This window comes from Rurimicrobium arvi (assembly GCF_039540495.1).
Classification (GTDB): domain Bacteria; phylum Bacteroidota; class Bacteroidia; order Chitinophagales; family Chitinophagaceae; genus Rurimicrobium; species Rurimicrobium arvi.
The window spans coordinates 174,743-198,787 of record NZ_BAABEZ010000024.1; the positions used below are offsets into that span (position 1 = coordinate 174,743).

Annotated in this window: 22 protein-coding genes; 18 read left to right on the forward strand and 4 right to left on the reverse strand. The window is 50.3% G+C overall.

From position 1 onward, the window contains the following. Position 1: 1 nt before the first annotated feature. The gene (locus ABD846_RS13285; RefSeq protein ID WP_344827953.1) at positions 2-1,036 is read right to left on the reverse strand and encodes a glycosylasparaginase; all 1,035 of its coding nucleotides are present in this window, start codon (positions 1,034-1,036) and stop codon (positions 2-4) included. Between the two features lie 320 nt (positions 1,037-1,356). Here ABD846_RS13285 and ABD846_RS13290 point away from each other — a divergent pair, with 320 nt between their 5' ends. Beyond that, positions 1,357-2,889, forward strand: a complete 1,533-nt coding sequence (locus ABD846_RS13290) for a SulP family inorganic anion transporter (RefSeq protein WP_344827956.1) — start codon at positions 1,357-1,359, stop codon at positions 2,887-2,889. A 121-nt stretch (positions 2,890-3,010) separates the two neighbouring features. Here the strand turns inward: ABD846_RS13290 and ABD846_RS13295 are convergent, their stop codons facing one another. Then, entirely contained in the window at positions 3,011-3,790 is a 780-nt protein-coding gene (locus ABD846_RS13295; RefSeq protein ID WP_344827958.1) for an alpha/beta fold hydrolase, read from the reverse strand. A 135-nt stretch (positions 3,791-3,925) separates the two neighbouring features. Between ABD846_RS13295 and ABD846_RS13300 the strand changes: the two genes are divergently transcribed. Next, positions 3,926-4,288 (forward strand): BlaI/MecI/CopY family transcriptional regulator, encoded by a 363-nt coding sequence (locus tag ABD846_RS13300; protein ID WP_344827961.1) that lies wholly within the window; start codon positions 3,926-3,928, stop codon positions 4,286-4,288. Next, the gene (locus ABD846_RS13305) at positions 4,285-5,727 is read left to right on the forward strand and encodes an N-acetylmuramoyl-L-alanine amidase (RefSeq protein ID WP_344827964.1); all 1,443 of its coding nucleotides are present in this window, start codon (positions 4,285-4,287) and stop codon (positions 5,725-5,727) included. The genes ABD846_RS13300 and ABD846_RS13305 overlap by 4 nt, the downstream gene beginning before the upstream one ends. A gap of 53 nt (positions 5,728-5,780) precedes the next feature. On the opposite strand, the gene ABD846_RS13310 is transcribed toward ABD846_RS13305, so the two are convergent. Continuing rightward, a complete protein-coding gene (locus tag ABD846_RS13310; protein WP_344827967.1) occupies positions 5,781-6,299 on the reverse strand; it encodes a hypothetical protein in 519 nt (172 codons plus the stop codon). A 92-nt stretch (positions 6,300-6,391) separates the two neighbouring features. Here ABD846_RS13310 and ABD846_RS13315 point away from each other — a divergent pair, with 92 nt between their 5' ends. The 10 genes from ABD846_RS13315 (at position 6,392) to ABD846_RS13360 (ending at position 17,950) form a co-directional block, all read left to right on the forward strand. Beyond that, entirely contained in the window at positions 6,392-7,936 is a 1,545-nt protein-coding gene (locus ABD846_RS13315) for a Na+/H+ antiporter (RefSeq protein ID WP_344827971.1), read from the forward strand. A gap of 86 nt (positions 7,937-8,022) precedes the next feature. Continuing rightward, on the forward strand, positions 8,023-8,916 hold the full coding sequence (locus tag ABD846_RS13320) for a helix-turn-helix domain-containing protein (RefSeq protein ID WP_344827973.1): 894 nt from the start codon (positions 8,023-8,025) through the stop codon (positions 8,914-8,916). Between the two features lie 12 nt (positions 8,917-8,928). Then, positions 8,929-9,366 carry a DUF983 domain-containing protein gene (locus ABD846_RS13325; protein ID WP_344827976.1) on the forward strand — a complete coding sequence of 146 codons (438 nt, stop codon included), beginning with the start codon at positions 8,929-8,931 and terminating at the stop codon, positions 9,364-9,366. A gap of 215 nt (positions 9,367-9,581) precedes the next feature. Beyond that, a complete protein-coding gene (locus ABD846_RS13330) occupies positions 9,582-10,013 on the forward strand; it encodes a hypothetical protein (RefSeq protein ID WP_344827979.1) in 432 nt (143 codons plus the stop codon). A gap of 153 nt (positions 10,014-10,166) precedes the next feature. Further along, positions 10,167-11,249 (forward strand): efflux RND transporter periplasmic adaptor subunit, encoded by a 1,083-nt coding sequence (locus tag ABD846_RS13335; RefSeq protein WP_344827981.1) that lies wholly within the window; start codon positions 10,167-10,169, stop codon positions 11,247-11,249. 24 nt (positions 11,250-11,273) lie between these two features. Beyond that, the gene (locus ABD846_RS13340) at positions 11,274-14,474 is read left to right on the forward strand and encodes an efflux RND transporter permease subunit (RefSeq protein WP_344827984.1); all 3,201 of its coding nucleotides are present in this window, start codon (positions 11,274-11,276) and stop codon (positions 14,472-14,474) included. Between the two features lie 17 nt (positions 14,475-14,491). Next, complete coding sequence (locus tag ABD846_RS13345; RefSeq protein WP_344827986.1) at positions 14,492-15,934, forward strand: TolC family protein; 1,443 nt, start codon at positions 14,492-14,494, stop codon at positions 15,932-15,934. A 138-nt stretch (positions 15,935-16,072) separates the two neighbouring features. Beyond that, positions 16,073-16,645 carry a Crp/Fnr family transcriptional regulator gene (locus tag ABD846_RS13350; protein ID WP_344827989.1) on the forward strand — a complete coding sequence of 191 codons (573 nt, stop codon included), beginning with the start codon at positions 16,073-16,075 and terminating at the stop codon, positions 16,643-16,645. Positions 16,646-16,727: 82 nt separating this feature from the next. Further along, positions 16,728-17,162 carry an SRPBCC family protein gene (locus ABD846_RS13355; protein WP_344827992.1) on the forward strand — a complete coding sequence of 145 codons (435 nt, stop codon included), beginning with the start codon at positions 16,728-16,730 and terminating at the stop codon, positions 17,160-17,162. A gap of 80 nt (positions 17,163-17,242) precedes the next feature. Then, the gene (locus ABD846_RS13360; RefSeq protein WP_344827994.1) at positions 17,243-17,950 is read left to right on the forward strand and encodes a DsbA family oxidoreductase; all 708 of its coding nucleotides are present in this window, start codon (positions 17,243-17,245) and stop codon (positions 17,948-17,950) included. Here ABD846_RS13360 and ABD846_RS13365 read toward each other — a convergent pair. After that, complete coding sequence (locus ABD846_RS13365; RefSeq protein ID WP_344827997.1) at positions 17,947-19,164, reverse strand: cation:proton antiporter; 1,218 nt, start codon at positions 19,162-19,164, stop codon at positions 17,947-17,949. The genes ABD846_RS13360 and ABD846_RS13365 overlap by 4 nt on opposite strands. Before the next feature lie 188 nt (positions 19,165-19,352). Here ABD846_RS13365 and ABD846_RS13370 point away from each other — a divergent pair, with 188 nt between their 5' ends. From ABD846_RS13370 to hisD, 5 genes are all read left to right on the forward strand, one after another. Beyond that, positions 19,353-20,204, forward strand: a complete 852-nt coding sequence (locus ABD846_RS13370) for an NAD(P)-dependent oxidoreductase (protein ID WP_344828001.1) — start codon at positions 19,353-19,355, stop codon at positions 20,202-20,204. A 10-nt stretch (positions 20,205-20,214) separates the two neighbouring features. Next, entirely contained in the window at positions 20,215-21,060 is an 846-nt protein-coding gene (locus ABD846_RS13375) for a helix-turn-helix domain-containing protein (protein WP_344828004.1), read from the forward strand. A gap of 100 nt (positions 21,061-21,160) precedes the next feature. Beyond that, positions 21,161-21,574 carry an OsmC family protein gene (locus ABD846_RS13380; RefSeq protein WP_344828007.1) on the forward strand — a complete coding sequence of 138 codons (414 nt, stop codon included), beginning with the start codon at positions 21,161-21,163 and terminating at the stop codon, positions 21,572-21,574. Positions 21,575-21,891: 317 nt separating this feature from the next. After that, entirely contained in the window at positions 21,892-22,743 is an 852-nt protein-coding gene (gene hisG, locus ABD846_RS13385) for an ATP phosphoribosyltransferase (protein WP_344828009.1), read from the forward strand. A 3-nt stretch (positions 22,744-22,746) separates the two neighbouring features. Then, positions 22,747-24,045, forward strand: coding sequence for a histidinol dehydrogenase (gene hisD / locus ABD846_RS13390; protein WP_344828011.1), 1,299 nt, complete (start codon positions 22,747-22,749; stop codon positions 24,043-24,045).

Here is a 24,045-nt window from a genome sequence, read left to right on the forward strand (position 1 = left end):
ACTACAGGATGTGTTTACTCATAAATTTCCGGTTGGCATGTTCGTGGCTGTACACGGCATAGTCGAACTGGTCGTGAATTGCATAAGCACCGAAGTCACCGTATTTATTGATCGCAAGGAATCCTACCTGTAAGTCCTTAAGGTCTTTACTGCTCTTTCGCATAATGCGCTCTACAGCCTTTTTGCAGGCTATTTCCGGACTGTAGCCCTGTCGCATAAATTCCACCACGAGGTGCGAGCCGCAGATGCGTATCACTTCCTCGCCGGTACCCGTAGCAGTAGCTGCACCCACCTCATTGTCCACATAGAGGCCGGCGCCGATGATCGGAGAATCACCGATACGCCCTCGCATTTTATACGCCATACCGCTTGTGGTGCAGGCTCCGCTCAGGTTGCCCTGTGCATCCAGTGCGATCATACCGATGGTGTCGTGGTTGAATTCGCCGGATTTTAATACAGGCGGTGCCGCAGCATCTTTGCCATCACCGCGCTCAATGTTCATAACGGGATGATACTTCGATTCTTTGAGCCATTCTTTGTAACGCTTTTCTGCTCCCGGAGATAAATCCAATCCCTGCAAAGCAAATCCGTTTTCCACGGCAAACTTTTGTGCTCCCTGTCCGACCAGCATCACATGCGGCGTTTTTTCCATCACGAGTCGTGCAACGGATATCGGGTGCTCTATCTGTTCGAGCGACGCCACGCTGCCGCAATTGCTGAATTCATCCATGATGCTTGCATCCAGTGTCACAATGCCGTCGCGGTCGGGATTTGCGCCCAATCCCACGCAGCAATTACCGATCTCGCTTTCGGTGACCTTTACGCCCTGTTCGACCGCATCAAGTGCCCTGCCGTTGGCAGAAAGCACTTCCCAGGCTTTTGCATTTGCGCTGGTACCCTGATTGTACCAGGTGCTCAACACAATGGGTTTTCTGACGTTCTTTTTTGAACCGGCCCATACATCACCACGAAGCGCGACGAACGCAGAGCCAAGCGATATCGTTTTAATGAATTTCCGGCGGGAGTTTTGATCCATATTACAGATTGTAGGGGGGAAAGTTAGCATTATTGGCGGTAATGTAAAGACTGGATTTAAAGAAGAATCGCGGTGATCGTGGGTTGCGGCGGGGAGTATGTTTCCATTTTACGGTTCCGTGCATCAGTGGACGCGACAACGTTTATCCGGATCAGATGTGCGACAATTGAAATGGTTTTATCTTCGCGCCTTCCATGAGAAAAATGTCCGCTGCAATCACTCCGCCCTGAAAGGCGACTTGCTGTTCCTGTATATCTGTAATGCGGGAGCGGGACACTATTTTTTTCTGTATTGCATTCTGATCTAAAAAGCCGTTGTTGATGAGGGAAAGCCTGAACCTGTTTCGTTTCAAACAAAAAATAAACTATAAAAATGAAGTGCTGGCCGGACTTACCGTAGCAATGACGATGATACCGGAGTCGCTGTCTTTCGCCATCCTGGCCGGGTTCCCGCCATTGGCAGGCCTGTATGCCGCTTTCATTATGGGTTTGGTAACTTCTATATTGGGAGGACGACCCGGGCTTATTTCGGGCGGCGCCGGCGCCACAGTTGTAGTGTTAATAGCGTTGATGCAATCGCACGGTATAGAGTATGTGTTCGCAGCGGTTGCACTCGCGGGAGTGTTTCAGATTATTGTCGGCATTTTCAGGTTGGGTAAATTTATCCGGCTGGTACCGCAACCGGTGATGTATGGATTTGTCAACGGTCTCGCGGTGATCATTTTTATGGCGCAGCTGGAGCAGTTCAGGCATGTAAACAACGGTATGACATCGTGGCTAACCGGGACACCATTGTGGATTATGGCCGGTCTTGTCGCGCTGACGGTCGCTATTGTGGTAGTGCTGCCGCGGTTCACAAAAGCGTTTCCACCTTCATTGGCAGCTATCATTGTAGTTTCGCTTATTGTATCCGGATTCGGAATCAGCACCAAAGTCGTCGGTGATATAGCTTCCGTAAGCGGGGGCTTTCCGCCGTTTCATGTGCCCGTTGTTCCGATGAACCTGGCGACATTAGGTGTTATTTTACCTTACGCAGCAATTATGGCGGGCGTGGGACTCACGGAAGGCTTACTGACGCTTAATTTAGTTGACGAGATAACGGGAACGAAAGGAAACGGAAACCGGGAGAGCGTGGCACAGGGAACAGCCAATATCCTGAACGGTTTTTTATCCGGAATGGGCGGTTGTCCCATGATCGCGCAAACGCTGGTTAATCTGTCTGCCGGAGCCAGAGCCAGGCTATCCGGAATAATTGCCGCTTTTACGATACTCGCAATTATTCTTTTTGGGGCACCGCTTATCGATCGCCTGCCCATGGCGGCTTTAACCGGCGTAATGATTATGGTTGCCGTTGGTACATTTGAGTGGGCGAGTTTCCGGATTATTAATAAAATGCCCGCACAGGATATTTTTGTAGGAATTGTCGTCGCAGCAATCACCATATACCTGCATAATCTTGCGCTTGCCGTACTGATTGGTGTGATTATTTCCGCGCTTGTATTTGCCTGGGAAAGTGCCAGGCGTATCAGGGCAAGGAAGTATGTGGACGAAAACGGTATTAAATACTATGAGATCTACGGACCTTTGTTCTTCGGTTCCGTTACTGCTTTTACAGAGAAATTCGATGTAGGCCAGGATCCTGAAACAGTAATTGTAGACTTCAAAGATAGCCGGGTGGCAGATATGTCCGGAATCGACGCACTGCATAAGCTTACAGAGCGCTACAGGCAGGTCGGCAAGCAACTGCATCTGAGACATCTCAGTGAAGATTGCAGGCGGCTGTTACAAAACGCGGCTTCAGTCATCGATGTAAATGTAATGGAAGACCCGCATTATACGGTTGCGGCAGATTAAATATCTGCGGGTAAATATCCGTTTGGCAACCGGTTTCAGGCCGCTTTTTCAATCGGTTTATTGCTGCAATAGCAAACGCTTTGTTCCCGACTCTCAGACAAACGAATAGCAGGAATAACAGCTATCTGTTCAGAAACCGCTCCATCAGCGGAACCGCAATATCGCTTTCATCAAAGTCCGCTCCGACCGTAGTCACTTCCCCGATGTAAGTGCCGTGGATACCGGGGAGGATCGCAAGTTCGGAACCTTCAATCCGGCGATGCAGCTCCAGCGCATGTTCCGGCGTGATGATGTCTTTATCGGCTACGATAATCAGCGTTGGTTTTTTGATCGCACCGATCAGTTCGTCCGGAATATCTCGGAAGTGTACCATACGCCGCGCGTCCCTGTCGTGCATTACCTGGAGTCCGGCCGGATCGGGCGCCACTTTCAGGTACCCGGCTTTCAGTAATTCCGGAACCTGCTCCAGTGTGGCCTGCTGCATAAAGTCCCAGAACCAGGAAGGGATGCCGTTGCGCTTTGTGAGCGGCGATCCGAGTATCATTTTACGTACGATGTCTGGATGCCGGATCGCAATTTGCAGTACGGTTGTCGCACCATTACTGAAACCGAGAAAGTCTGCTTTACCGATAGCCAGCTGCAGCAGCAGTGCCGTCACGTCATCTGCATCCTGCTCAAAGCTCGAATCCGCGTTGCGGTCCGAAGTACGGCCATGCGCCTGCAGTTCAAGAGCGATTACTTGCCTGTTGCGTGCAAACGCCGGGATCACGCGCTCAAAGCTGGTTTCTATTGTGGAGCCGCCACCATGCACCAATACCAGCGGCTCGCCCGCGCCGTATATTTCATAATACATGTTGATGCCGTTTACGGCAGCGTATCCTTTTTGCGTAGTTGTAGTCATCCGGGTCCTGTTTAATGCCCTAAGATACAAAACTGCCGCCGCCCGGAGCAAGAGCGGAAACTGCTTTTCAGAAAATGCAGAAAATATTTGGTGAACTAATTTTTTAGTTTAACTTTGAACTAAACTTTTAGTTTAATGAAACAACTTACGAAGGCGGAAGAGCAGATCATGATGGTACTCTGGGAGCTGGGGGGAGGCATGCTGATGGAAATCGTTACAGCAATGCCCGAACCGCAACCGCACAAGAATACGGTGGCCACCATATTAAAAATTCTTGTGGAGAAGGAGTTTGTCCGACTGGAACCGGTAGGGCGTTTTTACCGGTATATGCCCCACGTGTCCAAGGAAGCATACTCCAACCGTACTTTATCCGGTTTTGTTTCTGATTATTTCGGAGGTTCTTTCAGCAGTGCCATTTCCTTTATGGTCGAGAAGAAAAAGCTTTCGGTAAAGGATCTCGAATTATTACTCAAACAACTTAAAAAAGATGCACAATGATATTTTCATTCTTCACCTGGCTGCTTAAGACCGGCATTTGTTCCGGCTTATTCTATGCCTATTACCACGTAATGCTGCGTCAGCGCAGAAGCTTTGTATTCAACCGCATGTACCTGATCGCGGCCACATTGTGTTCTGCCATTATTCCGTTGATGCAGATCCCGTTTTTTTCATCACCTGCTCCGGCGGCGGTTTTCCCGCTGCTGGAACCTGGCGCATCGTCCCTGATGCAGGAGCACGTTGACGCTGCCGCAAAGGGAGTATTTCCCTGGCAGCATTATATCCTGCCGGCATATGCGCTGGTGACTTTCCTGTTACTGATGCGTATCCTGGTCCAGTTGTTCCGTGTGTACCGATGGAAGCAGACGGGGCATTGTGTTTCTTTTCAGGGCGCTGTGCTCGTGAAAACGAAGCATCCCGGTGCTCCGTTCTCCTTTATGCATTTGCTGTTCTGGCCTGAGTCGCTCGACACACAGTCCGCGGAAGCCCGTTGTGTGCTGCTGCATGAACAGGCGCATATCGATCAGAAACATTCGCTGGACAAGCTGTTGATGCAGCTGGTCTGTGCTGTTGCATGGCTCAATCCTTTTTATTGGATCATCGAACGACAATTGCAGTTGCAGCATGAATTTCTTGCCGACGAAGCTGCCGTTGCACCTGCCGATGCCGATGCTTTTGCACGCATGCTGCTGCTGGCCGGCTTCGGCGCACGGCAACAGCACATCGTGCACCATTTTACACAGTCGTCGGTAGCAAAACGACTGCATATGATCCGTAAGTCAGCGGACAAACGTTTATCGTTTATGCACAGGGTCGCTCCCGCTATGCTGGCGCTTCTCACCATTGTGCTGTTCTCTTTTACCTCGTCGCGTGATACGCCACGGGCCGGCAGGAAAGTAACAATCGTATTGGATGCAGGACACGGAGGGGTGCAGGATAAAGGTGCGGTATCTTCCGGCGGACAAAGTGAAAAGGACCTGATGCTGTCGCTGGTGCAGGAACTCAACTCTCTTTCAGCCGAATATAACATCACTGTAGTCAGTACCCGGTCGGCAGATGAATTCGTTCCGCTGGATACGCGTGTGCAGCGTGCCGCAGCGAGCGGAGCGGATATGTTTATATCGCTGCATATGGATAAAACGGAGGGGCAGGGCCAATATGAACTGGGTATAGCGCCCAAAAATGTGCAGTATCAGCAAAGCCGTGTGGCCGCTTCAGCATTGGCCGATCGTTTTCAGAAAGATTTGCAGTTGCCGGTAACGCTTACCGATCAGGGACGTATCCGTGTATTGCGCGACAATAAGCTTCCTGCTGTATTGCTTAGCTGCGGCAACATCGGCAATCCGCAACATGTGACGATGATGAGTGACCCGGCGCAGCGTGAGCGCTTCTGCCGTGCAATTCTTTCGGGTATCGTCAATTATGCGAATAGCCGATAGGCAGGTGTTATCATTGATCGACGCAGCGGTATGAATTTCATGCCGCTGTTTTTTTATCCGATCGTTTCCGGTGAGCAATTGCAGGGTCCTGTGAGATGTAATACCACTGAGTGCTCTTTTTTATCGCTAATGCTTAGCGTGACGCGATAGAACCATTCTTCGTTATTATTCGCATCAGAAGCCTCAAATTCGGCCCTGAGTTCGTACTGATCGCTCACCGCGCGCAATGTTATCCCGTTTTTTTCAATATGCCGCAGCGTATGCCGGAACTCAATTAGCTTTCCGTTAATTTTCATAAAGCAACGGTTGTCGAAATAATTAACCAGCAGAAATTCGCGTCTGCGCAATGCGGAGGAATCGGCTGCAAAATAGCAGGCACAACCCTGGTGCACATCCGGAAGCAGTTGCAGCGGAATCGTATCTACCTGCAATGAGGCGGATGCATAGGTTGCAACAGCCGCAGTAGCAGAAGGTTGTTGCACATTGTCGCCGGAACAGGCCGAGAGCAACTGCACGCCTCCTATGAACAGCGCACTTTGCCGGATATAATGGTTGATGATGTTGGCTGGCATTCGTGGCAAGATAGTGTGATGCCGGTGAATATGTTTATATTTAAGCAGTTTAATGTTGTATGATAGAGCACTTTCCATTTTATTTAGGTCTTTTGATATTGATCGTTTTGCTGATCATGCTCGCCAATACCATCCGGGTTGCTTATCCTGTGATCCTGGTTGTGGCGGGACTGCTGATCTCATTTTTTCCCGGTGTGCCGGTATTGCATATGGACCCGGAGTTGATTTTTGCATTGTTCCTTCCTCCTTTACTGTACGAGGCGGCCTGGGTGATCTCGTGGCGGGAACTGTGGCGCTGGCGGCGCATTATCGGAAGTTTTGCGTTCGTGGTGGTCTTTCTCACCGCGATGTCTGTTGCGTTTGTTGCGAATAAATTCATTCCCGGTTTTTCACTCGCACTCGGTTTTTTGCTGGGCGGGATTGTATCTCCGCCTGACGCGGTGAGTGCCAGTGCCATCCTCAAATTTGTAAAAGTACCGAGACGGATGTCGTCGATACTGGAAGGGGAGAGTTTGCTGAACGACGCATCTTCGCTGATCATTTTCCGTTTTGCATTGATTTCCGTCGGCACCGGGCAATTCATCTGGCATCAGGCTGCGCTGAGTTTTGTATGGATGGTGGTAGGCGGGGTAGGGATCGGACTGCTGGTAGGATGGATGTTTATGATGGCGCATAAGAAGTTGCCTACAGATGCGAATATGGATATTATCATGACGATCATCACCCCTTATTTTATTTATATCGTTGCGGAGGAAGTGCATAGTTCCGGTGTATTGGCCGTAGTGAGCGGCGGTCTGTTCCTGTCACATTTTCAGCACCGGTTTCTCAGCAGTACTTCCCGTTTGCGGGGGGTGAACGTCTGGCAGAGCTTTGTGTTTGTGCTGAACGGGCTTGTTTTCCTGCTGATCGGCCTCGAACTTCCGGAGATCACGGCGGGGTTGCGTGCCGACAATGTCAGTTTTAATGAAGCGATCGGCTACGGATTGCTGATAACGGCTTTGCTGATCCTGGGTCGGATACTATCTGCATATGGCGCTGTAATAGTTACGATAATCGCAAGGAACTTTATTAAGGTGGCAGATCCGAATCCCGGCTTTAAAGGCCCGCTGTTGTTGGGCTGGACGGGTATGCGAGGTGTGGTGTCGCTGGCGGCAGCACTTTCGATCCCGGTACAATTGTCCGACGGTAGCCCATTCCCGCATCGCAACCTGATCCTGTTTATCACTTTTGTGGTTATCCTCACCACACTGTTGCTTCAGGGGCTTACATTACCGCTGATCATACGCCGCATGAAGCTTGGCGCCGACAAGGATTACCTGCCGGAAGAAGAAGCACATGAAACGATACGCAAAGGACTTGCACGTAACGGAATACACCATCTGCAGACAGATTATGCGCAACACCTGCAACGGCACAAGTCGTTGCAGCAAATGGCCATTAAGTGGAATGCAACGCTTACGGAAGAGCCCGACCCCGCTATGTCCGCAGAATGCAAGGCCGTCTGTATAGACCTGCTGGAGCGTCAGCGCGTGTGGCTGCTGCAAATGAACCGTGACGATCAGCATCTCGACGAAGAGATGATACGCGCCTATCTGCGGCAGATCGATATCGAGGAGGAAAAGCTGCGCTTCCTGTAACGCATTAGCTGAATCAGTAAATAATACCATTTTTTCATTGACGCGTACAATACGCTTAACACAGGTGCCGGTATCTTTGCTTATCGATGAAAACGGTAAAAAATACAATTCCGGTATATGACATCTGTTCGCTGAAAGGAGGAGATCCGGGCAGTGCTGATGTAGTAGCCGCCACTTTCACGGATTACCTGCGCGATCACCCGAACCTGCACTGGCCGCACAGGCATTCTTTTTACCATATAGTATTATTTACTGCCGGGGGCGGTTTTCATACAATCGACTTCGAGCGTTTTGATGTGAAAGCCGGACAGATGTACGTTATGGTACCGGGGCAGGTGCACACCTGGGATTTTAAAGGTGCTATAGAGGGATACGTGCTTAATTTCTCAGAGCATTTCTTCGATCAGTTCCTGTTCCGGCATCAGTATTTTGAGCATTTCCCGGTAATGCAGGGCATCGCTTCGGAGAGTGTGCTGCGATTGAACAGGAAAGATCAGGAGCAGGCAATTACGCTGCTGGACCGGATCATATCTGAATTGCAGCAGGGTGCTTATATGGCTCCGGATATGATCCGTACCTGCATCCTGCAATTGCTGATACTGGCCAGTCGCTCATCCCGCCCCCGGAATGAGGCCTCCGTAACACCGCATAACAGGTTGTTGCTGGCGCAGTTCCGCAAACTGATCGAATTGCATTTTGCCGAGAAACGCCTACCGAAAGACTATGCGGAGTTGCTCTATATAACGCCCAACCATCTGAATGCACTGTGTAAAGACACCGTGAATAAAGCAGCGGGCGAGCTGATACGTGATCGCATACTGCTGGAGGCCAAACGCCTGCTGGTGAATGCCGATACGTCTGTCGCGGAGATAGCGGGCGGACTCAGCTTCACCGACAACTCACATTTTACGCGCTTTTTCAAAAAGAACACCGGCTATACTCCTGAAGAGTTCCGCCGCACTTATATCAACAATCATTAAATAATACAAACTATGTGTGCTGTAAAAGATGACGCCCGGCCCAATGCCTTGCTGAGCATCCTGAATAATCGCTGCCCGCGCTGCCGCCGCGGAAAATTGTTCACCCGGTCAAATCCTTACAATTTCGGCTCCGCGATGGAAATGCCGGAGCACTGCCCTGTGTGCGGACAGAAATTTGAATTGCAGACCGGCTTTTATTTCGGTACCGGCTATGTGAGCTACGGTCTTTCTGTTGCAGCTCTGGCCACTGTTTTTGTTGCCTGGGCAGTATTGTTCGGATTGTCCTATACAGATAACAGTATTTTCTGGTGCCTGGGAACGGCTATTGTGCTGTTATTGCTGATACAACCCCTGTTGCAGCGACTATCGCGCTCTATATGGATCGCTTTTTTTGTGCGCTATGATCAGAACTGGAGATCGGAAAAGCACAGTCAGGTGCATCCGGCCTAAGTTTTCAGCTGCTTACTGTTACATTTCTGCGCCGCGCAAAGCGGCGCTTTTTTTATGATAACGCGCTGCACTGTGTGCACCGGAACAGGCTGCAATTCAGGATTTAAGTGCAGTGCAACCATTCAATGCGATATAGCTAATGTTCTGACAATTACTATTTTTTAACAAACGGCAAAGACCATACATATCAAACTTCTGCTAATTTTGACATCGCAATGAAATTGCTTCTGCGTTTTTTACTTTCACTCAGCCTGATATTTTTCGGCAACTCATCTCCCTTAGGTGCGCAACAGCACCCTGACGGGGGCCGCCATATCCTGGTGAATTTACCTGAGCGCATTGACAATACCCGTGTATTCACGATCGTTGATCTCCCGCTTTCCGAATTAAGAACGGTTTTATCCGCAAATCCCAGGGGGCATGAGGAAATAGTTACTTCTGATAATGAGAGCGAGGATGATGAGGATGACGAAGAATTCCAGTCATTCAAAAAGTCTCCCGGCGCCGACAATTACTTCACATCTTTCTTTTACGCATCTCAGCAGCCCTTTACGGCTGATCTTTTCACATCTCCGCTGGCTGGAGATATTGCAGCAGATATAGCTGCTCCCAAAGCTTTTATTCTTTTCCAGGTATTCCGTATCTGATTTCATCCGCCGGATCATTGCAACGCAGTTTTCCGGTAAACGTGTACTCCCCGGTAACCACACCTGCCGGACGGAGCTTTTCTGCGTATGTTTTGTACGCGTCTCTTTGTTCATTAACAATCACCCCCAAATATCTGCCTTAAGGCAATTATTATGAAAAGAATGCTCGTGCTTATGGGCTTATGTGGCTTGTTGGGCCAGGTAAGCTGCCGCTCCGGAAATGAAGGAGAAAAAGAAGAAGTAAAGTACCTTGTTACCACCCCTGCCCGCATGGATACTGCGATCTCCAAAGACTATGTTTGTCAGATCCATGCTATCAGTCACATCGAACTGCGTGCCCAGGAACGCGGTTACCTCCAGGAAATATTTGTAGACGAAGGTCAGTTTGTAAAGCAGGGACAATTATTGTTCCGTATCATGCCCCGGCTGTACGAGGCAGAACTGCAGAAAGCAAAGGCCGAAGCCAATTTTGCTGAAATCGAATACCAGAACACCAAACGCCTTGCCGACAGTAATATCGTTGCTCCGAATGAGCTGGCTATGTCGCGGGCAAAACTCAATAAAGCCAAAGCCGAACTGTCCCTGGCAGATGTACATCTTCAGTTTACAGAGATCCGTGCTCCTTTTGACGGTATCATCGACCGTTTTCACGTGCGGCTCGGAAGCCTCGTGGACGAAGGCGAGCTGCTGACCACACTTTCTGACAACCGTCAGATGTGGGTTTATTTCAATGTTCCGGAAGCAGAATACCTGAGCTATAAATCCAGCACTAAAAAAGACAGTGTGATGAATGTACAGCTCCGTATGGCGAACAACCAGATGTTCGATCATTCCGGAGTGGTAAAAACAATTGAAGCTGATTTCGATAACGAGACCGGGAACATCGCTTTCCGGGCAACTTTCCCGAATCCTGACGGACTGTTGCGTCACGGAGAGACCGGCAGCATCCTGATCCCTATCCCGCTCAGAGGTGCGCTGGTGATCCCTCAGAAGGCCACTTTCGAGGTACTTGAGAAAAAATATGTGTATGTAATCGACAAAGAGAACCGCGTAAGATCGCGTGAGATCGAGATCGCAGCGGAACTGCCGCACATATTTGTAATCAAAAGCGGACTGGCTGCGGATGATAAGATCCTGCTGGAAGGTCTGCGCCTCGTAAAAGAAAATCAGAAAATAGCATATAAAGTGGAAAAGGCTGACTCCGTAATGGCGCACCTGAACCTGTATGCTGAATAATTGGGCCTTTAAAAAGAAGAAGCTATGTTTAGTAAATTCATCCACAGGCCCGTACTGGCGATCGTCATATCGATCATTATCGTCTTTATGGGTACGCTGTCCATCGTACAGCTGCCTACGGCGCAGTTCCCGGAAATTGCGCCCACTACAGTAAATATATTTATCGCATACCCCGGTGCAAGTGCCGATGTATTGGTAAAGTCTACCCTGATCACACTCGAAAATGCGATCAACGGGGTTCAGGATGCCCGTTATGTGGCCACCGATGCCACGAGTGCGGGTGAGGCTACGATCCGCGTTATTTTTGAACCGGGTGTGGATCCGAACCAGGCCGTTATCCGTGTGAAGACGAGGGTCGACCAGGTAATGCCGCTGCTGCCGGAACTCGTGCAGCGCGAAGGGGTGGTGATCACACCCATCCAGCCCAGTATGTTGATGTATGTAAACCTGTACGCCACAGGGAAGAACATGGACGAAAAGTTCCTGTACAACTACGCCAACGTAAAAATGATCCCCGAGATCAACCGTATCAAAGGGGTGGGTCGTACGCAGATCCTGGGTAGCCGTACTTACGCGATGCGTATCTGGCTGAACCCCGATCGTATGCGTGCCTACAATGTTTCTGTCGATGAGGTAATGAAAGCCCTGGGCGAACAGAGCATCGTGGGCCGTCCCGGTCGTATCGGTCAGAGCTCCGGTATCCAGGCGCAGGCACTGGAATATGTACTGACGTATAAAGGTCGTTTCAGTGAGCCTTCGGAATATGAGAATGTGATCATCCGTGCAAATCCGGAAGGGGAAGCCATCCGCCTGAAAGACATTGGTCGTGCAGAGCTGGGCAGTGAGTTCTTCGATATCTATTCGAACCTCGACGGTCACCCTTCTGCTTCTATTGTATTGAAACAAAACTACGGTAGTAATGCGAGTGATGTAATCCGTGATGTAAAGGCGAAGCTGGCCGAAATGAAGGAAAGTTTCCCGCCCGGTCTTGATTATAAGATCAGCTACGACGTATCCCAGTTCCTGGATGCATCTATTGAACAGGTAGTGCACACACTGAGGGACGCGTTCATTCTCGTGGCTATTGTGGTATTCATCTTCCTGGGCGACTGGCGATCGACGCTGATCCCGATCCTCGCGGTACCGGTATCGCTCGTAGGGGCGTTCTTTATCATGCAGTTGCTCGGGCTTTCGATCAACCTCGTAACATTGTTCGCGCTGGTACTTGCGATCGGTATTGTGGTGGATGATGCGATCGTCGTCGTGGAGGCGGTGCACGCCAAATTCGAAGAATATCCCAAGATAACGCCGTACCAGGCCGTGAAGATGGTATTGGGTGAGATCAGCGGTGCGATTATCGCGATCACGGCGGTAATGGTGTCCGTATTCCTCCCGATCTCTTTCATGTCAGGCCCCGTGGGTACCTTCTACCGTCAGTTCTCTATTACCATGGCAAGCTCCATCGTGATCTCCGCGATTGTGGCACTTACGCTTACTCCGGTACTTTGTGCGATGCTGCTGCGTAACCATCACGGACATGAGAAGAAAAAGAATTTCCTGACGAAAGGTCTCGATAAGTTCAACAAAGGCTTTGATAAGATGACCGGCCGTTATGTAGGCCTGTTGCGCCTGATCGTGAACCGGAGACTCGTAACTTTTCTGGTATTGGCCGGATTCTGCGTAGGTACGTTCTTCATCAATAAAGTGCTGCCTTCCGGGTTTATTCCGAGTGAAGACCAGGGTACTATTTATGCGATCATCCAGACACCTCCGGGTTCTACACTGGAAACAACCAACGCAGTATCCCGTCGCCTGCAGGCCATATGTGAACATATCGATGGGGTGGAATCCGTGTCTTCTCTTGCAGGGTACGAGATTATGACGGAAGGCCGCGGTTCCAACGCCGGTACCTGTCTGATCAACCTGAAGCCATGGCACGACCGCGATCACAATGTGCGGGAGATCATGGAAGAGATGGAACATAAAACAAGGGATCTCGGTGCGAAAATTGAGTTCTTCGAGCCGCCTGCCATCCCCGGTTTCGGTTCCTCCGGCGGTTTCTCCCTGCGTTTGCTGGATAAGAACACCACTACGGATTACCGTGACTTTGATAAGATAAACAAGCAATTTATGGACGATCTCGGAAAGCGCAAGGAGCTTGCAGGTCTGTTCACATTCTTCGCTGCCAACTATCCGCAGTATGAGCTGCAGATCGACAACAACCTTGCGATGCAGAAAGGCGTTTCTATCGGGGAAGCGATGGAGAACCTGAATATCATGGTAGGTAGTACCTACGAGCAGGGCTTTATCAAGTTCAACCGTTTCTTTAAAGTATATGTGCAGTCGGATCCGAAATTCCGCCGTCTTCCTTCAGACATCCTGAACATGTTCGTGAAGAACGATAAAGGAGAGATGGTGCCTTACTCGGCATTTATGAAGCTGGTGAAAGGGCAGGGACCGAACGAGATCACGCGTTACAACATGTATAACTCGGCTGCCATTCAGGGTCTGCCTGCCAAAGGATACACCACGGCAGATGCGATCCAGGCTGTGCGTGAAGTGGCTAAGGAGCTCCCGAAAGGATACGATATCGCCTGGGAAGGTTTGTCTTTTGACGAATCACGCCGCGGTAATGAATCGATCTACATCTTCCTGGTCGTGCTGGCATTCGTGTACTTCGTTCTTTCTGCGCAGTATGAAAGCTTCATCATACCGTTGGCGGTAATCCTGTCGCTTCCTGTGGGTGTGTTCGGTACATTCTTCATGCTGAAAGTAATGGGATTGGAGAACAACATCTATGCGCAGATCGGACTGATCATGCTCGTGGGTCTGTTGGGTAAGAATGCGGTACTGATCGTTGAGTTTGCGGTGCAGAAGCGGCATGAAGGAGCGACGATCCTGGAAGCAGCCATTGAGGGGGCTAAAGTGCGTTTCCGCCCGATCCTGATGACCTCTTTCGCGTTTATCGCGGGTCTGATACCGCTGATTGTTGCGAGCGGAGCGGGTGCGATCGGTAATAAGACACTGGGAGGCGCCGCCCTCGGTGGTATGTTGTTTGGTACTGTTTTTGGTGTGATCATTGTGCCCGGCCTTTACTACATATTCGGCTCTCTTGCCGATGGCAGAAAACTGATCCGTTACGAAGACGACAATTCTTTGTCCGAATCGCTGGTGCACCAGATCGATGATTTTTCACATTCTGAAGAACCCAATATTCCCCACTAAAACACAGACAGAACAACATGAACAAGCAAATAGTTTATAGAAGTCTTGCGGTTGCAATAGTGGCCTTAAGCTTCACCAGATGTAAAATACCGGCAGCAGTGAAACCGCGCGAGGAAAAACGCACGGTGCCTGCTTCCTACAGTGGTACATCCGAAAGTGATACCAGTAATATGGCGACGCTGCAATGGCGGAATTATTTTTCCGATCCTTACCTCGTCGCTCTGATCGATACTGCTTTGAAGAACAACCAGGAGCTGAACATCACCGTTCAGGAACTGGAAATCGCACGCAACGAGATCCGGGCGCGCAAAGGAGAATACCTTCCTTTCCTCGGATTACGGGGCGGTGCCGGCGTAGACAAGGTAGCGCGCTATACGAATATCGGCGCGATGGAAGCCAATACTCAGATCAAGCCGGGCAAAGAAATGCCGGAACCTCTTCCGGATTACATGTTCTCGGCTTATGCAAGCTGGGAAATCGATATCTGGCGGAAACTGCGTAATGCCAAGAAGGCTGCGTCGCTGCGCTACATCGCATCCATGGAAGGCCGGAACTTTACGATCACAAACCTGATCGCGGAGATTGCAGATAACTACTACGAACTGCTCGCACTCGACAACCAGCTGGAGATCGTGAAGCGTAACGTGGAGATCCAGAGCAATGTATTGCGCATCGTAAAACTGCAGAAGGAAGCCGCGAAAGTGACGGAGCTGGCTGTGCGCCGGTTCCAGGCTCAGGTACTGAACACGCAGAGCCTGCAATATGGTATTCAGCAGCGTATTGTGGAGACAGAGAATGAAATCAACTTCCTGCTGGGTCGCTTTCCGCAGCATGTGGATCGTGACGTGGCTGGATTTGAACGCCTTACTCCGGCGGCGGTGCGGGCAGGATTGCCGGTGCAGCTGCTCGACAATCGCCCGGATATCCGTCGTGCAGAGCAGGAACTGGCTGCGGCGAAGCTGGACGTGAAGGTGGCAAAAGCCCGCTTTTATCCTTCGCTTGGACTCAATGCTCAGATCGGCTACCAGGCTTTCGATCCGGCTTATCTGCTGAAAACGCCTGAGTCTTTATTGTATTCGATTGCAGGCGACCTGGCTGCGCCTATTGTAAACCGGAACGGAATCAAAGCGGCATACTACAGTGCAAATGCGCGCCAGATGCAGGCGGTGTACAATTATGAACGTACGGTCCTGAACGCCTACATCGAAGTGGCAAACCAGGTGTCGAACATGAAGAATCTGGACAGTGCTTATTCGATAAAATCCAACCAGGTGGAAACGCTCGCACAGTCAGTAACAATCTCCAACGACCTGTTCCGTTCTGCCCGTGCAGATTACATGGAAGTGCTGATGACACAACGTGACGCGCTGGAAGCCCGTTTCGATCTGATCGAAACAAAAATGAAACAAATGAATGCTACCGTGAACATCTATCGTGCGCTCGGTGGCGGCTGGAAATAATTAGGTGGTGGTGAACAAAGAGGGATGGCTGTCTTCCGCGAGGGGGCAGCCTCCTTCGATTTAAGGCCTTCCCGTCACTTTATTTCTTCCGGCATGGCAACATGTTTGTAATTTAGTCGTGTCCCCAAACGGCAGTTTATGTTTTCCGGATTTCATCAATATATCTCGCAGGTCGTATCCTTCACCGATAAGGAAAAGGAGCAACTGGAAAGCGCCTTCAGTTTCAGACAGGTGCCGAAGAAGTTTAAACTCGCAGAAGAAGGAAAAGTGGCGCGTGAACTTTTTTTCATCGTCAGAGGCCTTGTGCGATTGTATTACACCAAGGACGGACAGGAGATCACCGGTTTCATTTTTCGTGAAAACCTGTTTGCCGCGGGATATGACAGCTTTCTGCGTCAGGCTTCCGGTATTCAGACGCTCGAAACAATGGAAGACTGCGATCTGCTGGTCATCAGTTATCAGCAAATGCAGGATCTGTATGCAACAATGCCGCGCATGCAGGAGCTCGGCCGGAAGATAGCCGAGCAGCGTTTTATCAATGCCCAGATGATCCTTTCTTCTTTTGTACTAGACACTCCTGAAGAGCGCTATCGCAGATTCGAAGCGCAACACGGCGATTTACTGCTGCGCGTCCCGCATCATATGATTGCTTCTTTTCTGGGTATGACACCTGTGTCGATGAGCCGTATACGCAAACGGCTTGCGAAGTAGACATTCGCTTCATTTCTTTACAATTGTTAACGCACGACAGCCTGCGTAGCCGGTATTTTTGTGCAGTTAAACAAACGTAATTATGAGCCGGCAGATTCAAACCGAAATTATTATCAACGCCAGTGCAGCAAAAGTCTGGGATATCCTTACCGATTTTCCCGCATATCCTGCCTGGAATCCGTTTATCGTGAGAATAGACGGACGGGCTGAAGCCGGTACTATATTGCGGAATACAATGCTGAACGGAGGTAAGGAATATGTGTTTCGGCCGCGCATCACCCGTTGCGAACCTCTTAAGCATTTTGCCTGGCTGGGCAGCCTTTTCGTAAAGGGCATTTTCGACGGACACCATTATTTTGAGATAGAGGCACTTTCCGGAAACAGCGTTAAACTCACCCAGGGAGAGTCCTTTTCGGGAATACTCAGTTCTATGATCCTGCGTAAGATCGGCGATGATACACGCAACAATTTCATTCGTATGAATCAGGCTCTGAAACAGCGGGCCGAATCTTTTTAACGATCTCTTCCTGCCTGCATCAGGAGGCTTTACGTATTTTTGCCGTGCAGGCGCATGTCTGCATATAATCAGGCATAATCATGAACATAGAGATCTGGTCCGACGTATTCTGTCCTTTCTGTTATATCGGGAAACGCAATTTTGAAACTGCCCTTGCGCAACTGCCCTGGAAAGACGAGGTGAATGTTCAGTGGCGTAGTTTTCAGTTAATGCCGCATGCTCAGTATGTACCCGGTCGTGATGCACACGAAGCGCTCGCACAGCATCTGAAAGTGAGTTATGAGGAAGCGAAGGCAATGAACGCGCGCGTCAGTGATATGGCCGCAGCTGCGGGTATTCGCTTCAATCTGGACAGCATGATCTGGTGCAACAGCTTCGACGCGCACAGGTTGATTCAGTACGCAGGCACATTGCAGAAAGGCGCAGCTATGGAAGAAGTGCTGTTCCGGTCGGTTTTTACAGACGGGAAAAATATATCTGATCCTGCAGTTCTTGCCACACTTGCTGCTGAAGTGGGCCTGCCCGCAAATACCGTGCAGGAATTACTTGATTCGGCATTGTTTGCGGAAGAGGTACGTCAGGATATCGCAATTGCGCAAACAATAGGTCTGCGTGGTGTTCCGAGCTTTCTCGCCGAAAAACAGATCCTGTTCAGCGGCGCACTGCCTGTTGCCGATTTTCAGCGTGCACTGGAACAGATCCGGACTCAGTTGGGTAACAGCAATGCTTCGGAAGAAGGTTACACAGCCGGAGGTGCCTGCAGCACCGATGGTTGCGATTGTCATTAATCTTGCGCCGGTAGGGGTTCGCCTGCTGGTTTCGCCTGCAATTCCTGCTCCGGTTGTGTACGGTAGGTCATCAAACCAAACATCATAATCAGCGCATTCAGGATGATCACCTGGATGATGAGCGATTTATTCGCCAACGGGATCATTTGTCCGGCGGGAATAGACAGGAACAGCAATATCGTAATCAGACCGCGGGGTGCAAGGAACAGCAGTGGCTTGCCCGGCATACGGAATAGTTTCAGGAACACAAACCGGATCACATAAATTCCGGCACAGATAGCCAGCGCCCATACAATCGTATCGGGATTCAGCAGTTCCCGTGTTTCGATCAGGAAGCCAAACAAAAGGAAGAACAGCGCACGGATCAGGAATGCAATTTCCGTCGTGAGTTCTTTGAATTTATCCACCTCCCTGTCCAGGGTCTCCGGATGCAGGCGATGAATAAACGGAACGGATTGCCAGTGATTCAGGTTACCCAGGAAAAGTCCGAACAGCAGAATAAAAAGAAGAGAGGGCAGGTGATAGGTTTTGGCGATCGTGTAGATGAGTACCACTGCCAGTATGATGGGTACGAACTTTACATGGTGTTTGATCTTATTCAGCAGGAATGCGAGTCCGGCGGTTGCAAGCGCACTGACGATCAGCATTACCACCAGCTCCCAGGTAAATTCAACGAAGGAATGTACTCCGATTGTTTCGTTCAATGTGATAAAGTTGAACAGGATCACACCGATAATATCCGATATGCTGCTTTCATACGTGACGAATTCTTTTTCACGTGCAGGAAGATGGTGAGCGCTCGGAATAGCAATAGCACTGCTGATGATCGCGAGAGGAATTGCACTGGCCAGCGCAATTTTCATAGACACCAGTCCGTAATAGCTGAAAGCCCAGGCAAGACCAAAGCTGAACAGGATCATCGGTACTGTGGCAATGATTGTAGCCTTACCTACGAGCGGCAGCTTTTCCCGGTTCAGCTCAAGTTCCAGTGATCCTTCCATAACAATCAGGATGAGCCCCACGGTTCCGAGTATCGGTAAAATGGAGTTAAGGTTCGGAATGGGAATTTCCAGAAGCATGGTCCCCTGACGGAAAATCCATCCCAGCGCGAGCAGCAGGATCACAGAAGGGATTTTGGTTTTTGCCGCGCTGAGATCGAAGATATAGGCGAGCAGCAGCAATACACATATAGTGATGATTACGGGATTAGTCATTGTCTCTTTTTTTAATGGTGCAGACCGGCAATGGATCTCGTTACGACCGAAACTACAATTTTTTATGCATACATGGTGCGTATATGCATCGCGCGAAGATAAACCTACGTCCGGCTGAAAAGCCCACGTGTATACCTTTTAAGATATTCTTGCGATGCACTTATCTTTGAAAGACTAAATGCAGAACAATGAGCATTGAATCATTAGGCTTTATCGGCCTGGGCAATATGGGCCGCCCGATGGCCGCAAATCTCGAGCAGGCAGGCGTTCCGCTGTCCGTTTATAACCGGAGTCCTGATAAGGCGGCCGGCTTTTCAGCTCGTACGAAGGTCTGTACTTCTGTCGGCGAACTGCTTGCAAACAGTTCGGTGATCTTTACCATGCTAACCGACGACACCGCGTTGGAAGCAGTATATGCAGCATTGATGCAGCACTCGGTTGCGGGAAAATTATTTGTGGACATGAGCACCGTCTCTATCGAAGCTTCTCGGTCTGTGGCCGGGAGGCTGGCGCAGGCCGGTGCTTCTTTCCTGGATGCGCCCGTAGCCGGGAGTACGAAGCCTGCTACTGAGGGTACTTTACTGATCATGGCCGGAGGCACAGATCAGGATGTACAACGCGCCATGCCTTACCTTCTGAAAATGGGGAAGCAGGTGAAGCATCTCGGTCCGCAGGGTTCCGGTCTTGCGGCGAAGATCAGTGTGAATTATTTTCTTTCTGTATTGTACCAGGGACTCGCCGAAACGGTATTGCTGGGCGACCGGCTTGGAGTGGCGAGGTCTGAGCTGCTCGATATTATCAACGAAAGCGCCTGTGGCAGCGGTGCCACAAAAGTGAAGACTCCTTTACTCCTTGCTGACGCGTATCCGCCTGCGTTTGCTCTGGACCTGATGCTGAAAGACATCAACATTGCCTTCGCTGCGGGAGCCGGTTTCCCCCTGGGCATTGCTGCGCAGAAATCCTATACAAAGGCGCAGGAACAAGGATGGGGTAAAGAGGATGTGATCGGACTGATCCGGTCTCTTGCGCCTTCCGAATAATTATCGCTTTATGCAACAGCAAACATTTGAAAGCAACAACCGGAAACTGGTGTTTACACCGATTGTTCCCGATGCGTTTGGCACACTGTTCCGCGAATCGATGAATTCTTTCATCAAAGTCTTATGGCTGCCGGCGGGCTATGAATTATCGGTAGACTTCCAACGGTATACGACCCGTCGCGACAGCTTGTTTTTTATCAACAGCCACCAGCATATAGAACCCATATCCGCTTCAGGCGAGGCGGGTGTATTGTTGTGCTATAACCGTGACTTCTACTGTATACAGATCCACGATGCGGAAGTGGCATGCGACGGACTCTTGTTCAATAACCTGAACGGTATGCCGCTTACGGAAATTCCCAATCCGATGCAGCCGCGCATCAGGGCGTTGCTCCGCGATATGGAGCAGGAGTTTGCCCAGACAGATACGGTGGGGGAGGAAATGTTGCGTACCTACCTAAAGCAGCTGATCATCCATGCCACGCGCATGTGGAAAGACCAGCGCTTACCGGCCACGCTTGTTGCTGCGCAACCGGAACTCGAGTTTTTCCGTCAGTTCAGCATGCTGGTGGAAAAGCATTTCCGTGAGAAGCACAGTGTGTCGGAGTATGCTCCCTTACTGAACCTTGCAGCCAAGACGCTGAGCAATAAACTCAGGCGCCTGAACCTGCCGCAGCCGAATGAGGTGATCAAAGACCGTATTATGCTGGAAGCCAAGCGCCTGCTGATTTACACACCTATGAGCGCCAAAGAGATAGCTTATGATCTCGGTTACGATGATCCGGCATACTTCAACCGTCTTTTCGTCCGGAAAACGGGGAATACGCCGACGGCCTTCCGCAAATCTTACGCGTAGGGAAAAAAGTACCAGTATTTTAGGATAAAATCCATCTTCGGAACCTTAACCGGATAGTAGCTTTGCATCATTAAACAATCAAACTCAAAATATAGCTATTATGAAACGCAGAGCAACCGCCGTATGGAACGGTAACATCAAAGAAGGAAGAGGTCATTTGTCTACAGGCAGTACCACCCTGAACCAGACACAGTATTCTTTTAACAGTCGTTTTGCGGACGGAGTGGGAACCAATCCTGAAGAATTGCTTGCAGCTGCGCATGCCGGCTGTTTTACTATGAAGCTGAGCCTCGATCTTACGGAAGCCGGATATACCCCCGGTGCATTGAAAACACAGTCTACCGTAACATTGCAGGATGGAAAGATCACTCAGTCTCTGTTGCAGCTGGAAGGGGATGTTCCCGGTATCAGCGCAGAGGAATTCGAAAAAATTGCGCGCAATGCGGAGAAGACCTGTCCGGTAAGTCAGGCTTTCAGTTTTGAGATCGTTCTCGAAGCAAAGCTTGTTGGATAATCTCCATTCCCCGTTTTGAAAAATATGCGAAGTGTTGCCACGGCCTGAAAAGCTTTACTGGCAACACTTTTTCTTTTTTTTGGAAAAAATATTTGGCAGGAACAAAAAAGTTCCGCTAGTTTTGTGCAGCAAAAAGCAATTTATTTTATGTCATTCATACAGCTGCATCAGCATCATTGTCATACCACGCGCAGGCGGGGATGAGATGATATGCTGTAAGCTGAAATCTTTTCACAACCGTCTGAGTCCTTCAGGCGGTTGTTTTTTTTAGGCATATCGGCTACCGGACTCGGACAATAAAAATCGAAACCGGAACAATGCTGAAAATTGCCATTCAGAAAAGCGGACGACTCAGTGAGCAGTCGTTGCGCCTGATTGAAGAATGCGGGATACGACTCGCAACAACCGACAGAAAACTAAAGGCCGACGCGGCGAACTTCCCTATACAGGTACTTTTTCTGAGAGACGATGATATACCTCAATACGTCGAAGACGGCGTTGCAGATATTGGCATCGTCGGAGAGAATGAGGTATGGGAAAAGGGTAAAGATGTGCGAGTGATACGACAGCTCGGGTTCGCCCGTTGCCGCCTTTCACTGGCCATCGCGAAAGATGAGTCGTACGAGGGGCTTTCTTACTTCAACGGCAAAAAGATTGCGACCAGTTATCCGCGTATCCTGCGGAAGCAACTTGCGCAGCTTAACATCGAAGCCCGCATTGAGGAAGTCGGTGGCAGCGTGGAGATTGCTCCCGGAGTAGGTCTTGCGCAAGGAATCTTCGACATTGTCGGTACCGGTAGTACGCTGCTGATGAACGGTCTGAAGGAAGTGTGCACACTCGTACACAGCGAAGCTGTACTGATTGCCAACAACGACTTGTCCGCAGAGGCGCAGTCCGTGCTAAGCCAGTTGCTATTCCGCATCAGCGCGGTCCGCAATGCCGGCTGCAACAAATACATTCTCCTGAATGCACCCAATGAACGGCTCGAAGAGATCGTCGCGTTGCTGCCCGGTATGAAAAGCCCGACGGTACTGCCGTTGGCGCTGAGCGGTTGGAGCAGCGTACATACCGTAATCAGAGAACAGGCTTTCTGGGAGGTGATCAGTCAGTTACGCAGTCTCGGAGCGGAAGGAATTCTTGTTGTGGATATTGAAAAAATGATCTTGTAAGCTATGTTATCTGTTCAGTTATTCCCGGAGCCTGCTGCCTGGAAATCCTTGTCCCGCAGGCCATTCAGCGATACCCCCGTCGCGCCCGTTCTGGTACGTAAAGTATTTGAAACGGTTGCCGCAAAAGGCGACGACGCCTTACGGCATTACACCCTTCAGTTTGACAACGTCTCATTGGGCGAGCTGCGTGTGTCAGACAAAGAGTTGTCCGCCGCGGCTGCACAAATAAGTGAAGAGCTGAAAAGTGCGATACACACTGCAGCACAGAATATACGATGCTTTCATGAGGCACAGCAACTCACCGAGCCTGTTGTGGAGACGATGCCCGGTGTACGCTGCTGGCGAAAATCTGTTCCGGTTGATCGTGTTGGCTGCTATGTTCCCGGGGGCTCTGCGCCCTTGTTTTCCACCGTTCTGATGCTCGGAATACCGGCACAGATCGCCGGTTGTACCCGACGTATTGTCTGCACGCCGCCTGACCGCTCCGGAGGCGTACATCCCGCAATATTGTATGCTGCCTCGATCGCAGGTATCACCGATGTTTTTAAGGTAGGCGGGATACAGGCGATAGCCGCGATGAGTTGCGGTACTGCAACTATTCCCGCTGTCGATAAGATATTCGGTCCTGGAAACCGCTATGTTACGGCAGCCAAGCAATATGCACAGCAATCCGGTATCGCTGTGGATATGCCCGCCGGACCGAGCGAGGTATTGGTGATCGCCGACAGTAGCGCCGTGCCCGCATTTGTGGCTGCAGACCTCTTGTCGCAGGCGGAGCACGGACCGGACAGTCAGGTGATGCTGCTCACCGACAGCGGGGAATTACTGGTTGCGGTGCAGGCTGAACTGCGGCAACAGCTGGAATTATTACCGCGTAAGGACATTGCGCTTCAGGCATTGCAGGGGAGTCGTGGCGTAGTGCTATCCGATATAGATACCTGTATCGCGTTCAGCAACGTGTATGCGCCGGAGCATTTGATCCTGGCCGTGGAACATCCGGTTCGCATGTCGGCCGGCATACGCAATGCGGGTTCTGTATTCCTTGGTAACTATACCTGCGAGAGTGCAGGGGACTATGCGAGCGGCACTAACCACACACTCCCCACCGCCGGCTACGCACGTGCTTATTCAGGCGTCTCACTTGAAAGCTTCACCAAGAAGATCAGTTTTCAGTCGATTACCCCTTCAGGCCTGGAATTGATCGGACCCGTTATTGAGACAATGGCGTCGGCAGAAGGACTCGACGCACATAAGGCTGCTGTGCGCATTCGCTTATCCCGGATACAATCCGACAAACTGTAA

What these genes read in the sequence shown, in the direction of transcription:
- ABD846_RS13340 (WP_344827984.1), top strand. Translation starts at nt 11,274, where the DNA reads ATGTTTAGTAAATTCATCCACAGGCCCGTACTGGCGATCGTCATATCG.
- ABD846_RS13380 (WP_344828007.1), top strand. Translation starts at nt 21,161, where the DNA reads ATGAAACGCAGAGCAACCGCCGTATGGAACGGTAACATCAAAGAAGGA.
- ABD846_RS13355 (WP_344827992.1), top strand. Translation starts at nt 16,728, where the DNA reads ATGAGCCGGCAGATTCAAACCGAAATTATTATCAACGCCAGTGCAGCA.
- ABD846_RS13360 (WP_344827994.1), top strand. Translation starts at nt 17,243, where the DNA reads ATGAACATAGAGATCTGGTCCGACGTATTCTGTCCTTTCTGTTATATC.
- ABD846_RS13305 (WP_344827964.1), top strand. Translation starts at nt 4,285, where the DNA reads ATGATATTTTCATTCTTCACCTGGCTGCTTAAGACCGGCATTTGTTCC.
- ABD846_RS13335 (WP_344827981.1), top strand. Translation starts at nt 10,167, where the DNA reads ATGAAAAGAATGCTCGTGCTTATGGGCTTATGTGGCTTGTTGGGCCAG.
- ABD846_RS13345 (WP_344827986.1), top strand. Translation starts at nt 14,492, where the DNA reads ATGAACAAGCAAATAGTTTATAGAAGTCTTGCGGTTGCAATAGTGGCC.
- ABD846_RS13325 (WP_344827976.1), top strand. Translation starts at nt 8,929, where the DNA reads ATGTGTGCTGTAAAAGATGACGCCCGGCCCAATGCCTTGCTGAGCATC.
- ABD846_RS13285 (WP_344827953.1), bottom strand. Translation starts at nt 1,036, where the DNA reads ATGGATCAAAACTCCCGCCGGAAATTCATTAAAACGATATCGCTTGGC.
- hisG (WP_344828009.1), top strand. Translation starts at nt 21,892, where the DNA reads ATGCTGAAAATTGCCATTCAGAAAAGCGGACGACTCAGTGAGCAGTCG.
- ABD846_RS13295 (WP_344827958.1), bottom strand. Translation starts at nt 3,790, where the DNA reads ATGACTACAACTACGCAAAAAGGATACGCTGCCGTAAACGGCATCAAC.
- ABD846_RS13375 (WP_344828004.1), top strand. Translation starts at nt 20,215, where the DNA reads ATGCAACAGCAAACATTTGAAAGCAACAACCGGAAACTGGTGTTTACA.
- ABD846_RS13310 (WP_344827967.1), bottom strand. Translation starts at nt 6,299, where the DNA reads ATGCCAGCCAACATCATCAACCATTATATCCGGCAAAGTGCGCTGTTC.
- ABD846_RS13365 (WP_344827997.1), bottom strand. Translation starts at nt 19,164, where the DNA reads ATGACTAATCCCGTAATCATCACTATATGTGTATTGCTGCTGCTCGCC.
- ABD846_RS13350 (WP_344827989.1), top strand. Translation starts at nt 16,073, where the DNA reads ATGTTTTCCGGATTTCATCAATATATCTCGCAGGTCGTATCCTTCACC.
- ABD846_RS13330 (WP_344827979.1), top strand. Translation starts at nt 9,582, where the DNA reads ATGAAATTGCTTCTGCGTTTTTTACTTTCACTCAGCCTGATATTTTTC.
- ABD846_RS13300 (WP_344827961.1), top strand. Translation starts at nt 3,926, where the DNA reads ATGAAACAACTTACGAAGGCGGAAGAGCAGATCATGATGGTACTCTGG.
- hisD (WP_344828011.1), top strand. Translation starts at nt 22,747, where the DNA reads ATGTTATCTGTTCAGTTATTCCCGGAGCCTGCTGCCTGGAAATCCTTG.
- ABD846_RS13290 (WP_344827956.1), top strand. Translation starts at nt 1,357, where the DNA reads ATGAGGGAAAGCCTGAACCTGTTTCGTTTCAAACAAAAAATAAACTAT.
- ABD846_RS13320 (WP_344827973.1), top strand. Translation starts at nt 8,023, where the DNA reads ATGAAAACGGTAAAAAATACAATTCCGGTATATGACATCTGTTCGCTG.
- ABD846_RS13370 (WP_344828001.1), top strand. Translation starts at nt 19,353, where the DNA reads ATGAGCATTGAATCATTAGGCTTTATCGGCCTGGGCAATATGGGCCGC.